This window comes from Streptomyces roseolilacinus (genome assembly GCF_014649335.1).
Classification (GTDB): Bacteria; Actinomycetota; Actinomycetes; order Streptomycetales; family Streptomycetaceae; genus Streptomyces; species Streptomyces roseolilacinus.
Genome location: NZ_BMSV01000008.1, coordinates 23276 through 37610, shown reverse-complemented (window position 1 = coordinate 37610; position 14335 = coordinate 23276). Strand labels below are relative to the sequence as shown.

General features: G+C 76.7%; 6 protein-coding genes. 4 read left to right on the top strand and 2 right to left on the bottom strand.

All coding sequences use genetic code 11. The features are described 5' to 3' along the window. Nucleotides 1-203: 203 nt before the first annotated feature. Nucleotides 204-1046 carry an AfsR/SARP family transcriptional regulator gene (locus tag IE106_RS19965; protein ID WP_268255311.1) on the top strand — a complete coding sequence of 281 codons (843 nt, stop codon included), beginning with the start codon at nucleotides 204-206 and terminating at the stop codon, nucleotides 1044-1046. On the opposite strand, the gene sbnB is transcribed toward IE106_RS19965, so the two are convergent. Next, the gene (sbnB, locus tag IE106_RS19960; protein WP_189535979.1) at nucleotides 1037-2080 is read right to left on the bottom strand and encodes a 2,3-diaminopropionate biosynthesis protein SbnB; all 1044 of its coding nucleotides are present in this window, start codon (nucleotides 2078-2080) and stop codon (nucleotides 1037-1039) included. The two genes, IE106_RS19965 and sbnB, sit on opposite strands and share 10 nt — an antisense overlap. Further along, complete coding sequence (locus IE106_RS19955) at nucleotides 2077-3066, bottom strand: TauD/TfdA family dioxygenase (RefSeq protein ID WP_189535977.1); 990 nt, start codon at nucleotides 3064-3066, stop codon at nucleotides 2077-2079. Before IE106_RS19955 ends, sbnB begins: the two co-directional genes overlap by 4 nt. Nucleotides 3067-3274: 208 nt before the next feature. On the opposite strand from IE106_RS19955, the gene IE106_RS19950 reads away from it, so the two are divergent. The 3 genes from IE106_RS19950 to IE106_RS19940 all read left to right on the top strand — a co-directional run bounded on the left by IE106_RS19950 (nucleotide 3275) and on the right by IE106_RS19940 (nucleotide 14300). Continuing rightward, nucleotides 3275-7813: a non-ribosomal peptide synthetase gene (locus IE106_RS19950; protein WP_189535975.1), complete on the top strand. Its 4539-nt coding sequence runs from the start codon at nucleotides 3275-3277 to the stop codon at nucleotides 7811-7813. 65 nt (nucleotides 7814-7878) lie between these two features. Beyond that, complete coding sequence (locus IE106_RS19945) at nucleotides 7879-8940, top strand: ketoacyl-ACP synthase III family protein (RefSeq protein WP_189535973.1); 1062 nt, start codon at nucleotides 7879-7881, stop codon at nucleotides 8938-8940. Nucleotides 8941-8963: 23 nt separating this feature from the next. Beyond that, nucleotides 8964-14300: a type I polyketide synthase gene (locus tag IE106_RS19940; protein ID WP_229840619.1), complete on the top strand. Its 5337-nt coding sequence runs from the start codon at nucleotides 8964-8966 to the stop codon at nucleotides 14298-14300. The last annotated feature ends 35 nt before the right edge of the window (nucleotides 14301-14335 follow it).

Below are 14335 nucleotides of genomic sequence, written 5' to 3'. Positions count from 1 at the left end.
GCGGGACACGGCACCGCAGCATCTCCCCGCCGCCCTTTCCTGAGACCCTCTCCGACACTCCGCCCCTCTCCTTCCGGCAGTACCGGGGGGAATGCGGCGCGCCATCGAACCGGCGCCATCCGGGGGATTTCCGGGCCGTGCCGCCCCGGCGATCCCGCGAGCACGCACCCACGTTGCCTCGATGCAAAAGGAGCGCTTTCCTGATGGAGTTTCGGATTCTCGGCCCCGTGGGACTCTGGCTGGAGAACAAAGAGATTCCGCTCAACGGAACGAAACAACGGACCATGCTCGCGGCATTACTGCTGGCCGGTGAGCGGGTGCTCCCCGACCACCGGCTGGGCGAGGCGCTGTGGGGCAGGAACCCGCCCGGCACGTACCAGGCGCAGATATACACCTACGCGTCCAGACTGCGGCAGCACCTGGAGGACCACGCCGAGATAGTCCGCAAGGGCTCCGGCTACCTGCTGCGGATCGTCTCCGGGAGGTTCGACTACAGCGAGTTCGACGCGTTGTCGCGGGCCGGCCACACCGCGCTGCGCAGGCGCCGCTACGGCCACGCCGCCGACCTGCTGCGGGCGGCGCTGGAGCTGTGGCGGGGCCCGACCCTCACCGACGTGACCGAGCACCTGGGCGAGACCGAGCGGCCGAGCATCGAGGAGGCGTACATGGAGACGCTGGAGAGCCGCATCTCGGCCGACCTCGCGCTCGCCCGGCACGTCCAGATCACCTCCGAGCTGGTCGGCCTGGTCCGCGCGTACCCCCTGCGGGAGCGGTTGCGGGCGCAGCTCATGCTGGCGCTGTACGCGACGGACCGGCAGGCCGACGCGTTCGCGGTCTTCCACGAGGGGCGCCGGCAGCTGGAGGACGAGCTGGGGGTCGACCCGGGGCCGGCGCTGCGCCACACCTACCAGGCGATCCTCACCGGCAGCGTCGACGGGTTCGCGCCCGAGGCGTTCACCGGCCGGCCCGACCCCGCCCCGGTGGGCGGGGACTCCCCCTGGCGCGGCGGGGCCCTCCTCACCGCGCTCGGGACGCGTCAGCCGTAGCGGTTCATCTCGTGGAAGAAGCCGGGGACGGTGTGCAGCGCGCCGTCCCCGGCCACCTCGTCGTACACGTGCTTCGCCACGGCGAGGTCGAGGACGCCCAGCCCGAAGGGCGAGAAGACGACCGGCCGGTCCGGCGGGCAGGCGGCCCCGCCGGTGAGGACGTCGAACAGCGTGCCGGTGACGAAGTCGCGGTGGCCGACGCGCTGTTCGGTCAGGTGCAGCGACGTGCCGGCCTTCATGCAGTGCTCGACGTCGTCGGTGACGTTGTGCGAGGTGAGCACGACGTCGGTCGACAGGTCGCGCAGGGAGAGGTGCAGCACCAGCGGGTGGTGGGCGAACCACGCCGGGTCGGTGACGTGCGGGCGGCCGGCGACGGTGGCGAACACGACCAGGTCCGAGGAGCGGACGAGGTCCTCCGCCGACGCGTGGACGGTGGTCTTCGCCTCCCCGGCCCGCTCCAGGTAGCCCCTGAAGCCCCGCGCGTGGTCGGGCGACAGGTCGTGCACGCCGACCTCGTCGAAGACGAACCCGTTGCCGGCGAGGTAGGTGTGGACGAAGCGGGCGATCAGTCCGGTGCCGAAGAAGCCGACCCGGCGGGGCCGTTCGCCCCGCTGCCCGCTCAGGGCGACGGCGGCCAGCGCCGCCGACGCGGCGGTCCGGACGGCGCTGATGATCGAGCTCTCCAGGCAGGCGAAGGGGTAGCCGGTCCGGGTGTCGTTGAGGACGAGGACCGCGGAGGCCCTCGGGAGGCCCGCCTCCACGTTCTCGGGGAAGCTGGAGATCCACTTGATGCCGTGCACGTCCACGTCGCCGCCCACGGAGGCGGGCAGCGCGATGATCCGCGACGACGGCCGGTCGGGGAAGGTGAGGAAGTACGAGTCGGGGTTCACCGTCCGCCCGGTGCCGTGCAGCCGGTAGGCGGCCTCGACGATCCGGGTGACGTGCTCCTCCCTCCCGTCGAGCACCTGGTGGACCTGGGCGCCCGGGATCACGGCGAACGCCGGGGCCGGGGAGGGGGATGGGGACTGGTTCACGTGTCGCCTTCCTCGTGGGGCCCGGCCCAGGCGGCCGGGCGCGGCTCGTCGGACATCGCGACCAGGACGCGCCGGCGGCCCGTGAAGGGCCTGCGGCCGTGTCCGACCAGCACGTTGTCGACGAGGAGCAGGTCGCCGGTCCGCCAGTCGACGTCGACCGCGGCGTCGAGGCCCCGGTCCCGTATCTGGGTGACGTACCCGGCCGGGATGGGGGTGCCGTCGGCGAAGGCCACCGACTGCGGGAGGTCCCGCTCCGGCATGATCGCGCGGAGGGCCGCGGCCGTCGCGTCGCCGAGCCCCGCGGCGTGCCACTGGTCGGCCTGGTTGAACCAGACCTCGGCGCCGGTCACCGGGTGCCTGACCGTCGCGGGCCGGGTCCGGCTGATCCGCAGGGTCCCGTCCGGCCGCCACGCGTACTCGGCGCCGGTGCCGTCGAGGTACGCCTCCGCCTCCGCCCGGGAGTCGGTCTCGAAGGTGTCCTGCCAGCTCCTGCCGAAGCCCTTCCCGCCGTGCAGGTTCTGCGTGTAGCGCACGCCGCCGGCGAAGCGCTCGCGCACCTCGGGGTCCAGGGACGCCAGCCACCGCGCGCCGTCCACGACGGGGGTCGCGCCGCCCGTCTCGGCGGCGCGGTCGCAGTGGAAGACCAGCCGCGACGGCCACCGGTGGGCGTAGCTCAGCTCGTTGTGCAGGGAGATCGTGTACTCGGGCGGGTACTCGGTGGAGGTGTAGACGTTGCGCCCGACCTTGCTGCGGGGCGAGTTGCCGTGGACGTACGCCAGCCGGCCGGGCAGCAGCAGGTCCAGGACCCCGTCCAGTTCGGCGGCGGTGACGCGAAAGCCGCGGAAGACGAGCGCCTTGGCCTCGACGAGCCGCGCCCGCAGGTCGCCGATGCCGCGCAGGTGGGCGGTCAGGCCGGCCGGGGAGGGCTCCTCCTCCACGTCCGCCGGGGTGACGACGAGCGGTTTCCAGGGGCTGTGGTCGTCCATCGGGTTTCTCCTCTCCGGCGGGGCCACGGGCCCGCTCCGACCCTGGGGAGCGCCTCTATATTTCTTCGCTATCCGGCCTATCCGGCCGCCGTCCGCGCCCCCTCCCGCAGCCGTATAGGCGGTCTATAGCCGCGCTTCGCAGGGTGGTCGTCACCGTGTCACCCCGGTGCGCCCGGGAGGGACCCGGATCCGGCGAGCGAGGGAGTCGATGATGGTCGACGCAGGCGCGGCGCGGCTGCCCCTGTCCGCGGGGCAGCAGGGCGTGTGGTTCGCCCACCAGCTCGATCCGTCCGGATGGGCGTACACCTGCGCGGAGTACCTCGACATCGGCGGCCCCCTCGACCTCGCGCTGTTCGGCCGGGCGTGGGCGCTGCTGCGCGCCGAGGCCGACGTCGTGCGCGTCCGGACGGTCGTACGGGACGGCGACGGCAGCCTGTGGCAGGTCCTGGACCCCGGCCACGGCGCCTCGGTGCCGCTGGTCGACCTGACGGGCGCGGCCGACCCGGAGGGGGACGCGCGACGGTGGATGCACGCGGACGTGCAGCGCCCGCTCGACCTGGCCGCGGGGCCGGTCTCGGCGTACGCCCTGCTGAAGCTCTCGGAGGACCGGTACTTCTTCTACTACCGGATCCACCACGTCGCCGTCGACGGCTTCGGCGTCCACCTCCTGGGGCAGCGGCTCGCCGAGATCCACTCGGCGCTCGCGGCCGGCGCGCGGGAGGTCCCGCCGGTCTTCGGCCCGCTGGAGGACCTGCTCGCCGAGGAGGCCGCGTACCGCGCGTCGGAGGATTTCCGGACCGACCGCGCCTACTGGCTGGAGCGTTTCGCCGACCGTCCCGAACCCCCGCGCGTGCCGGGCCGGCCGGGCGGGGCGGCCCTGCCGCAGGAGCTGCTGCGGCTGCGGCTGACCGCCCCGCTCCCGGCCGCCGACCTCGCGCTGCTGCGGGAGGCGGCCGCCGAGGCGGGCACCACCTGGCAGATCCTCTTCACGGCCGCCGTCGGCGCCTACGTCCACCGCGTCACCCGCCGGCCCGACGTCGTCCTCGGCCTGCCCGTCAGCGGGCGGCGCAGCGCCGCGTCCCGCCGCGTCCCCGGCATGGCGACCAACAGCGTGCCGCTGCGCCTGGACGTCGCCCCCGGCGACACCCTGGCCCGGCTGGTGGGCCGGCTGACGCGGGAGGTCGGGGCGGCGCTGCGGCACGAGCGGTTCCGCCTGGAGGACCTCCAGCGCGAACTGGCCCTGGACGCCGGCGCGGGCGCGCTGCTGGGGCCGATCGTCAACTTCATGCCGTACGGCGGTCCCCTGCGCTTCGGTGACACGCCGGCCACCAGCCACAACCTGGCCTCCGGGCCGGTCCTGGACCTGTTCGTCACCGTCCGCCCGGAGCCCTCCGGCGAGGCGATGTCGCTGGTGCTGGACGGCAATCCGGAGCTGCACGACGCCGAGGGCCTGGCCGCGCACCGCGAGCGGCTCCTCGCCTTCACGCGCGCCGCCGCGGCCGGCCTGGACACGCCGGTCGCGTCGCTGGACGTGCTCGGTGCGCGGGAGCGGCACCGGCTGCTCGTGGAGCGCAACGCGACCGCCCTGGAGACGGGCGGCGAGACCGTGCCCGAGCTGTTCGCGCGGCGCGCCGCAGCCGAACCGGCGCGTGTCGCACTGGTCGACGGGGCGCGCACGATGACGTACGGCGAACTCGACGCGGCGTCCGGCCGGCTCGCCCGGCGGCTGGCGGAGCGGGGCACCGGGCCGGAGGACCTCGTGGCGCTCGCGCTGCCCCGCTCGCCCGAGCTGGTCGTCGCGATGCTGGCGGTGCTGCGGACCGGCGCGGCCTACGTGCCCGTCGACCTGTCGTACCCCGCCGAGCGCGTCCGGTACACGCTGGACGACGCGGCCGCCCGGTCCGTCGTCACCACGGCGGAGGCGGCCGGGCGGCTGCCCGCCGGCACGCCCCGCGTCCTGCTGGTCGACTCCGCGGACGGGGACGGGGACGGCGCCCGGGTGGACGCCGGGGACGAGGCGGGCGGGCCCGTCCGGGACGCCCCGCCCGGACCGCACCCGGACCACCCGGCGTACGTCGTCCACACCTCCGGCTCCACCGGCGCGCCCAAGGGGGTGGTCGTCTCCCACCGCGCCCTGCGCAACCTGGTGGACGACCACGTCCGGCGGTACGGGCTCACCGCCGACAGCCGGGTGCTGCAACTGGTCTCGCCCAGCTTCGACGTGGCGGTGAGCGACATCTGGCCGGTGCTCCTGTCGGGCGGCCGGCTGGTGCTGGCCCCCGACCCGCGGACGGTCACCGGCCCGGCCCTGGCCCGGCTGCTGCGCACGGAGCGGATCACCCACGCGGCGATCCCCCCGGTCTTCCTGTCCCGGACGCCCTGCGACGACCTGCCCGACCTGCGGGCGCTGCGCACCGGCGGCGAGCCCATGGCGCCCGAGGTGCTGCGGCGGTGGGCCGCGGGACGGCGGATGCACAACGAGTACGGGGTGACCGAGGCGGCCGTCACCTCCACGGTCAGCCGGCCGCTGGAGCCGACCGGGACGCCGCCGATCGGCGAGCCCGTCGCCAACACCCGCGTGTACGTGCTGGACGACGCCCTGGAGCCGGTCCTGCCGGGCACGGTCGGCGAGCTGTACCTCGCCGGGGCGGGGCTGGCGCGGGGGTACCTGCGCCGCCCGGCGCTGACCGCCGAGCGGTTCGTGCCGTGCCCGTACGGCGGGCCCGGGGAGCGCATGTACCGCACCGGCGACCTGGTGCGGTGGCGGGACGACGGGCAGCTGGAGTACCGGGAGCGGGCCGACAGCCAGGTCAAGATCCGGGGCCTTCGCGTCGAGCCCGGGGAGATCGAGGCGGTGCTGGCCCGGCACGAGGCGGTCGGGACGGCGCTCGCGGACGTACGGGAGGACCGGCCCGGCCGGAAGCGGCTGGTGGCCTACGTGGTGCCCCGGCCCGGTGCGCGGCCCGACCCGGAGGAGCTGCGCGCCTTCGCGGCCCGTTCGCTGCCGGACCACATGGTGCCCGCCGCGGTGGTGCCGCTGGACGCCCTGCCCGTCACCCCGAACGGCAAGGTCGACCGGCGGGCCCTGCCCGCGCCGGACCCGTCCGCCGGCGGCGCGGACCGGCCGCCGCGCGACGCGCGCGAGGAGGCGCTGTGCGCGCTGTTCGCGGAGGTGCTGGGCCTGGAGCGGGCCGGCGTGGCGGACGCGTTCTTCGAGCGGGGCGGCGACAGCGTCACCGCGCTCCAGCTGGTGGCCCGCGCCCACGAGGCGGGGCTGGTGGTCGAGCTGGCGGACGTCTTCCGGTACCCGACCGTCGCACAGCTGGCGCCGCGGGTACGGGAGCGGACCGGCGCGGACGGGGACGCCGGGGACGCGGCGGGCGCGGCGGGGCCGACCGGGGCGCCGCTGGTGGCGCTGACCCGCGCCGAGGCCGACGCGCTCGCGGCCGCCCACCCCGGCCTGTCGGACGTCCTGCCGCTGACCCCCCTCCAGGAGGGGCTGCTGTTCCACAGCGTCCTGGCCGGGCACGGCGACGACTCCTACGTGGCGCAGCTGCGCCTCGACGTGGAGGGCCCCCTCGACGCGGCGGCGCTGCGCGCGGCGGCCGAGGTGCTGCTGCGGCGGCACCCCGCGCTGCGGGCCGCGTTCCGGCACGAGGGGACGGCGGAGCCGGTACAGGTGATCTGCGACGACGTACGGCTCCCGTGGGCGGAGCACGACCTGTCGGCGCTGCCCGGGGAGCGGCGGGCGCGGGAGGCGCGCCGGCTCGCCGCGGAGGACCGGGACCGCCGCTTCGACATGGCGGCGCCGCCGCTGCTGCGCTTCCTGCTGCTGCGCCTCGGCGACGGCCGCAGCCGCCTGCTGCTGACGGCGCACCACATCCTGTGGGACGGCTGGTCGACGGCGACCCTGCTGCGGGAGCTGTTCACGCTCTACGCGCGCGGGGGCGACGCCCGCGCCCTGCCCCCCGCCACCGGACACCGCGCCCACCTGGCGTGGCTCGCCCGGCAGGACCGCGAGGCGTCCCGGCACGCCTGGGCGACCGCCCTGAAGGACCTGGCCGGGCCGACCCTCGTGGCGGAGGGAGCGCCCGAGCCGGCGCCGCGGCAGGAGCACCTGTCCGGGGAACTGGACGAGGAACTGACCGGGCGGCTCACCGCGCGGCTGTCCGCCCGCGGGATCACGGCGGGCACGGCCGTGCAGGGCGCGTGGGGCCTGCTGCTGTGCGGGATGACCGGGCGCGACGACGTGCTGTTCGGGACGTCGGTGTCGGGGCGGCCCCCGGAGCTGCCGGGCGTCGAGGGCATCGTGGGCCTGCTGACCAACACCGTCCCGGTGCGGCTGCGGCTGCGGGCCGGGGAACCGCTCCTCGACACCCTGGCGCGCCTCCAGGAGGAGCAGACCGCCCTGGTGCCCCACCACCACCTGGGGCTCCCCGAGATCGTGCGGCTGGCGGACACGGGCGGCGGGCACGCCGGCCCGGGCCCCGGCGCACTGTTCGACACGGCCCTCACCTTCGTCGGGTACTCCTTCGACCCGGTCGGGCCGGCGGCGGCCGGGGGCCTGCGGCTGTCCGGCTTCGACGTGGCGGACGGCACCCACCACCCGCTGCGGCTGGCCGCCGTGCCGGGCCGCACGCTGGCCCTGCGGCTGGGCTACCGGCCCGACCTGTTCTCGCGCGCGGAGGCCGGGAGGCTGCTGGACCGGCTGGTGGGCACGCTGGAGTCCCTCGCCGGACTCCCCTGACCCGCCGTGCCCGCCGCTGCTGCGCACCACCCACCGATCCCGTCCACCGAGGAGGCGAGGCGGCCTTGCGGACGCCCGACGTATTCATCAAGGGGCTCGGAGTCTTCCTGCCCGGCACGGTCACCGTCGAGGAGGCCGTGGAGAAGGGCTGGTACCCCGCCTTCGAGGCCGAACTGCACGAGCTGGCCGGCGCCGCCGTGGCCGGCGCGACCCCCGCGCCCGAGATGGCGCTGCGGGCGGCGCGGGAGGCGTACGAACGCTGCGGCCACCGCCCCGGCGACACGGACCTGCTGCTCTACGCCGACTCCTGGCACCAGGGGCCCGACGGGTGGCAGCCGCAGTACCACCTGCAGCGCCACCTGGTCGGCGACGACGTGCTCGCCGTCGAGGTGCGGCAGGGCTGCAACGGCATGTTCGGCGCCCTGGAACTGGGCGCCGGCTACCTGCGGGGCCGCGCCGCCGGGGCGGGCGGCGGGCGGGCGGCGACGGCGCTGCTCGTGGCGGCGGACAACTTCGGGACCCCGATGATGGACCGCTGGACCATGGGGCCCGGCTACGTGGCGGGGGACGCGGCCTGCGCCGTGCTCCTGACCACCGAGCCGTCGTTCGCGCGGCTCCTCGCCGTGGGATCGGCGGCCGTGTCGGAGGCCGAGCAGATGCACCGCGGCGCCGAGCCGCTGTTCCCGCCCGGCCCGACCACGGGGCGTCCGCTCGACTTCCGGGCCCGCAACGCCGAGTTCAAGGAGGCCGCCCTCGCCGACGGGGTGGGCACCGGGGCGCTGGTGCGGGTGCACGGCAGGACGCTGGAGCTGGTCGAGCGGACCCTGGCGGAGGCGGGGATCGGCCTGGGCGACGTCACGCGCGTCGCGTACATGAACTACTCGCGGGAGATCGTCGAGCAGCGGTGCATGGCGGCGCTCGGGCTGCCCCTGGAGAAGTCCACGTGGGAGTTCGGCCGGACCGTCGGCCACCTGGGCGCCGGCGACCAGGTCGTGTCGCTCGACCACCTGCTGCGCACCGGGGAGCTCGGGCCCGGCGACCACCTGCTGATGCTCGGCGTCGGCCCCGGCGTCACCCTGTCCTGCGCGGTCGTGCGGATCCTGCGGTCCGCCCCGTGGTGCAGTTGACCAAGGCTAAGGAGACCGAAGTCGTGTCCATCACAGACGAATCCGCAGCGACCGGCTCACCCGCCCCGGCCGCGTCCGCGCCGCCGCCCGAACCCATCGCCGTCATCGGGGCCGGGTGCCGGCTGGCGGGTGACGCCGACTCCCCCGACGCGTTCTGGGACATGCTGCTCGACGGGCGGGACGGAATCGGCCCCATGCCCCAGGACCGCTGGGGCGTCTACCGGGACCTGGGCCCGGAGTACGGCGCCGCCGCCCGCCGCGCCGACGTCCCCGGCGGGTTCCTCCGGGACGTGGAGGGCTTCGACTCCGCCTTCTTCGGCCTCAGCCCGCGCGAGGCCGAGCTGATGGACCCGCAGCAGCGGCTGCTCCTGGAGGTCGTGTGGGAGGCCCTGGAGGACGCCGGGGTGCCGCCGCGCAGCCTGGCCGGCGGCGACACCGGCGTCTTCGTCGGCATCGGCTCCGACGACTACGGGCGCCGCCTCCTGGAGGACCTGCCGCGCATCGAGGCGTGGACCGGCATCGGCAGCGCGATGTGCGCGGCCGCGAACCGGATCTCGTACGCGCTCGACCTGCGCGGCCCCAGCATGGCCGTGGACACCGCCTGCTCCGCGTCGCTCGTCGCGACCCACCTCGCCTGCCAGAGCCTGCGCGCCGGGGAGAGCGGCATCGCGCTCGTCGGCGGCGTCAACCTGATCATCTCCCCCGGCCTGACCCTCACCCTGGAGGCCGCCGGGGCCACGGCGCCCGACGGCCGCTGCAAGCCGTTCGACGCCTCCGCCGACGGCTACGGGCGGGGCGAGGGCGGCGCGGTCCTCGTCCTCAAGCGGCTCGCCGACGCGCGACGCGACGGCGACCGGGTGCTCGCCGTGATCCGCGGCAGCCACGTCAGCCAGGACGGCCGCACCAACGGCATCATGGCCCCCAGCGGCACGGCCCAGCGGGCGCTCCTGGAGACCACGCTGCGCCGCTCGGGCATCGCGCCGCGGACCGTCGACTACGTCGAGGCGCACGGCACCGGCACCCGGCTCGGCGACCCCCTCGAAGCGGGCGCCCTCGCCGCCGTGTACGGACGGGGCAGGCCGGCCGACGCCCCGGTGCTGGTCGGGTCGGTGAAGCCCAACATCGGGCACCTGGAGGCGGGCGCCGGCGTCGCGAGCCTCCTCAAGGTCGTCCTGGCCCTCTCGCGGGGCGAGATCCCGCCGAGCCTCAACCACACCGAGGGCAACCCCTCGATCGACTGGGCCGGCAGCGGGCTGCGCGTCGTCACCGCGCGCACCCCGTGGCCCGAGACGGGCCGGCCCCGTCGCGCGGGCGTCTCCGGGTTCGGCTACGGCGGCACCATCGCGCACGTCCTGCTGGAGCAGGCGCCCGAGCCGCCCGCCGCGCCCGCGCCGCCGGGCGGCCCGGAGGCGGCCGCGTCCCGGACGCGGGACGAACCGCGCGTCTACCCGCTGTCCGGCAGGTCCCCGGCCGGGCTGCGGGCGTACGCCGGCGAGCTCGCCGACTGGCTGACCGGCCCCGGCCGCGAGGCGCCCCTGGAGTCGGTGGGGCACACGCTCGCGCTGCGCCGCTCGCACCTGGACAGCCGGGCCGCGGTGGTCGCCGCGGACCGCGACGAACTCGCCGCCGGGCTGCGGATCGTCGCGGGCGGCGAGGAGTCGCGGGAGGCGGTCGTCGGCGCGGCGCCGGCCGACCCCGGCCCGGGGCTCGTGTGGGTGTTCTCCGGCCACGGCTCGCAGTGGGCGGGCATGGGCCGCGAACTGCTCACCGGGGAACCGGCGTTCGCCGCCGCGATCGACGAGCTGGAGCCCGTCTTCCTGGAGGAGATCGGCTTCTCGCCCCGCCGGGTGCTGCTCGACGGCGACTTCCCGACCGTCGACCGCGTCCAGACGATGATCTTCGCGGTGCAGATCGGGCTCGCCGCGGTCTGGCGGGCCCACGGCGTCACCCCGGCCGCGGTGATCGGCCACTCCGTCGGGGAGATCGCCGCGGCCGTCACCGCCGGGGTCCTCACCCCCCGGGACGGCGCCCGGCTGATCTGCCGCCGCTCCGTGCTGCTGCGCCGGGTCGCCGGGCAGGGCGCGATGGCGATGGCCGGCCTCTCCCTGGAGGAGACCACCGAGCGGCTCGCGGGCCGCGGCGACGTCGTCGCCGCCATCTCCGCCTCCCCCTCCTCCACGGTCGTCTCCGGTGACGCGGCCGCCGTCGAGGCCCTCGTCGAGCAGTGGCAGGCGGAGGGCGTCCAGATGCGGCGGGTGGCGTCCGACGTGGCGTTCCACAGCCCGCAGATGGACGTGCTCGTCGAGGAGCTCGCCGCCGCCGCGCACGACCTGACCCCGCGCGAGCCGGTGGTCCCGATGTACTCGACGGCGCTCCCGGACCCCCGTACGACCCCGTCCGCCGACGGCGCGTACTGGGCGGCGAACCTCCGCAACACGGTGCGGCTGGCGGCGGCGGTGCGGGCCGCGGCCGAGGACGGCCACGGCGCCTTCCTGGAGGTCTCCGCCCACCCCGTGGTCGCCCACTCGATCCGCGAGACGCTCGCCGACCTCGGCCGGGAGGACGCCTTCGTCGGCTCCACGCTCCGCCGCGACCGGCCCGAGCGGCCGGCGCTGCTCGCCGCGCTGGCCGCCGCGCACACGCGGGGCGTCGCCTGCGACTGGACGCGCCTGCAGCCGCACGGCGGCCTGGTCGCGCTGCCGCCGGTGGCCTGGCAGCGGCAGCCGCACTGGCGGGAGACGCGCCTGCCCGGCGCCGGGCAGGGCCTGGGCCACGACGTGGACGCCCACACCCTCCTCGGCTCCCCCGTGCCGGTCTCCGGGCGGTCGCTGCGGCTGTGGCGCACCCTGCTGGAGGACGCCAACCGGCCCTATCCGGGCAGCCACACCATCCACGGCACCGAGGTCATGCCGGCGGCGGTGCTCGTCAACTCGTTCCTGGCGGCGGCCCACGACGGCGACGGGGACGGCGGGCGGGGGCGGCGCGCCGTGGGCGAGGTCGCGCTGCGGCTGCCGCTCACCGTGGGCGAGCGCCGCGAGCTCCAGGTCGTGCACGACGGCAGCGGGCTTCAGCTGTCGTCCCGCACCGCCGAGGGCGACGGCTCCTGGCTCACCCACGCCACCGCGACCGCCCCGGCCGCGCCCCCCGCCCTGCCGGAGGGGCTGCCCGCCCTGCCGTCCGGGCCGCGGGGGCCGGCGCCGGCCGACCCGGAGGAGATCGGACGGCACCTGGCGTCGGTCGGCGTGCCGTCCATGGCCTTCGACTGGACCGTGGAGGAACTGCTGCGCGGCGAGGGCGTGCTCCACGCGCGGGTGACGCCCCGGCAGCCCGAGCGGGCGCCGGCCACCTGGGCGCCGGTCCTCGACGCGGCCCTGTCGATCGCCCCGTCCGCGTACCCCGGTCCCGCTGCGCTGCGCATGGTGGCGGGGGCGGCGGCGGTGACCGTGGAGGGCACGCCGCCGGGGACCGTCGACGTCCGCGTCACCCACGACCCGGTGGCCGACACCGTGGACGTGCTGGTCGCCGGGGCGGACGGCCGGGTGCGGGCCGCGCTGACCGGGGTGCGGTACGGGACGATCGGCCAGGAGACCGGGGTGGCCGCGCCGCCCGCGGAGCTGGTCCACGACCTCGTGTGGCGCCCCCTGCCGGCGCGGTCCGCGGCCACCGGGCCCGGGGCGCCCGGGGCGCAGGACCCGGCGGCGGAGCGGGACGGCCGCGCGGAGCGGGACGTGGTGCTGGTCGGGGCGGTCGACCAGCCCCTCGCGGGCGCGCTGCGGGAGCGGCTGGCCGCCGAGGGCCGCCGGTTCAGGGCCGTCAAGGACCCCGGGGACCTGCCCGGCCCGAACGGGCCGGACGGGCTGGGCGCCACCACCGACGTGCTGGTGCTGCCCCCGCCGCCCGCGCCGGGCGAGTCCCTCCCGGACGCGGCGGCCGGCAACGCCTGGCTGCTGCTGCGGACGGCGCAGCGGCTGGCCGCGCCGGACGCGGTGGCGTTCCCCCGGCTGTGGTCGCTGACGGCGGGCGTACGGGAGAGCCGGGACGCCCCGGCCCTCGCGCACTCCGCGATGTGGGGCCTGGGCCGGATCGTCGCCGGGGAGCACGGCGAGCTGTGGGGCGGCACCGTGGACCTCCCGCCCGGCATGCCGCGGGAGGCGGCCGGCCCGCTCCTCGACGTGCTGGCCGCGGCGCCCGGCGAGGACGTCGTCTCGGTCCGGGACGGTGCCGCCGAGGTCGCGCGGCTGGTCCGCACGGAACGGGAGGCCGCCGGCGAGCCGGTGGCCTGCCGCGCCGACGGCACGTACCTGATCACCGGCGGTCTCGGGGTGCTGGGCCTGGAGGTGGCCCACTGGCTGGTCGAGCGGGGCGCGCGGCGCCTGGTGCTGGCCGGCCGGCGGGGGCTGCCGCCGCGGTCCGCCTGGGACGCGGTGACCGACGGGGCGACGGCCCGCCAGGTCGCCGGCGTACGGGCGCTGGAGGCGCTGGGGGCCACCGTGCGGGTGGTGGCGCTGGACGTCGCCGACGCCGCCGGGGCGGCCCGGCTGCTGACGCCGGACGCGCTGGGGCTCCCGCCCGTGCGGGGCGTGGTGCACGCGGCCGGGGTGCTGGACGACCGCATGGTCCCGCAGGTCGACGAGGAGTCGCTGCGGTTCGTGATGCGCCCGAAGGCGGACGGCGCGTGGGCGCTGCACGAGCTGTTCCCGGTGGGGAGCCTGGACTTCTTCGTCCTGTTCTCCTCCTGCGGCCAGTTGCTCGGGCTGCCGGGCCAGGCCGGCTACGGCTCCGCCAACGCGTTCCTGGACGCGCTGGCGCTGTACCGGGGGGACGCGACCAGTCTCGCCTGGACGTCGTGGCGCGGCCGGGGCATGGCGGTGAACGAGGTCGTCGACCTGGAGCTGCGCGAGCGGGGCGTCACCGACATCTCCGTACCGGAGGCGTTCGCGGCGTGGGACCACGCGGCGCGCCGGGGGCCGGGGTACTACCCGGTGCTGCGGACCGTGCCGCTGGAGGCGGGCGCCCGGCCGCTGCCGCTGCTGGGCGAGATCGGCACGGCGGCCGCGGCCGCCCCCGGACCGGAGGGGCCCGGTGACGCGTTCGCCGGGCTGACCGGGGAGGCGCTGCGGGAGCGGCTGCGGGAGGAGGTCGCCGCGCAGATCGCCGGTGAGATGCGGCTGCCGGTGGCGTCGCTGGACGTCCGGCGCTCGCTGGTGGAGCAGGGACTGGACTCGGTCATGACGATCGTCATCCGCAGGCGGCTGGAGAAGCGGTTCGGGCACAAGCTGCCGGCGACGCTGCTGTGGCACCAGCCGACGGTGGTGGCGATCGGCGACCACGTCGCGCAGCTGCTGACCGCGGAGTCGTAGCCCCTCCCCGCCGGGGATTCCCCCGTCCGCTTTTC

Coding starts and splice junctions, on each gene's coding strand:
- IE106_RS19965 (WP_268255311.1), top strand. CDS start 204: ATGGAGTTTCGGATTCTCGGCCCCGTGGGACTCTGGCTGGAGAACAAA.
- IE106_RS19955 (WP_189535977.1), bottom strand. CDS start 3,066: ATGGACGACCACAGCCCCTGGAAACCGCTCGTCGTCACCCCGGCGGAC.
- IE106_RS19950 (WP_189535975.1), top strand. CDS start 3,275: ATGATGGTCGACGCAGGCGCGGCGCGGCTGCCCCTGTCCGCGGGGCAG.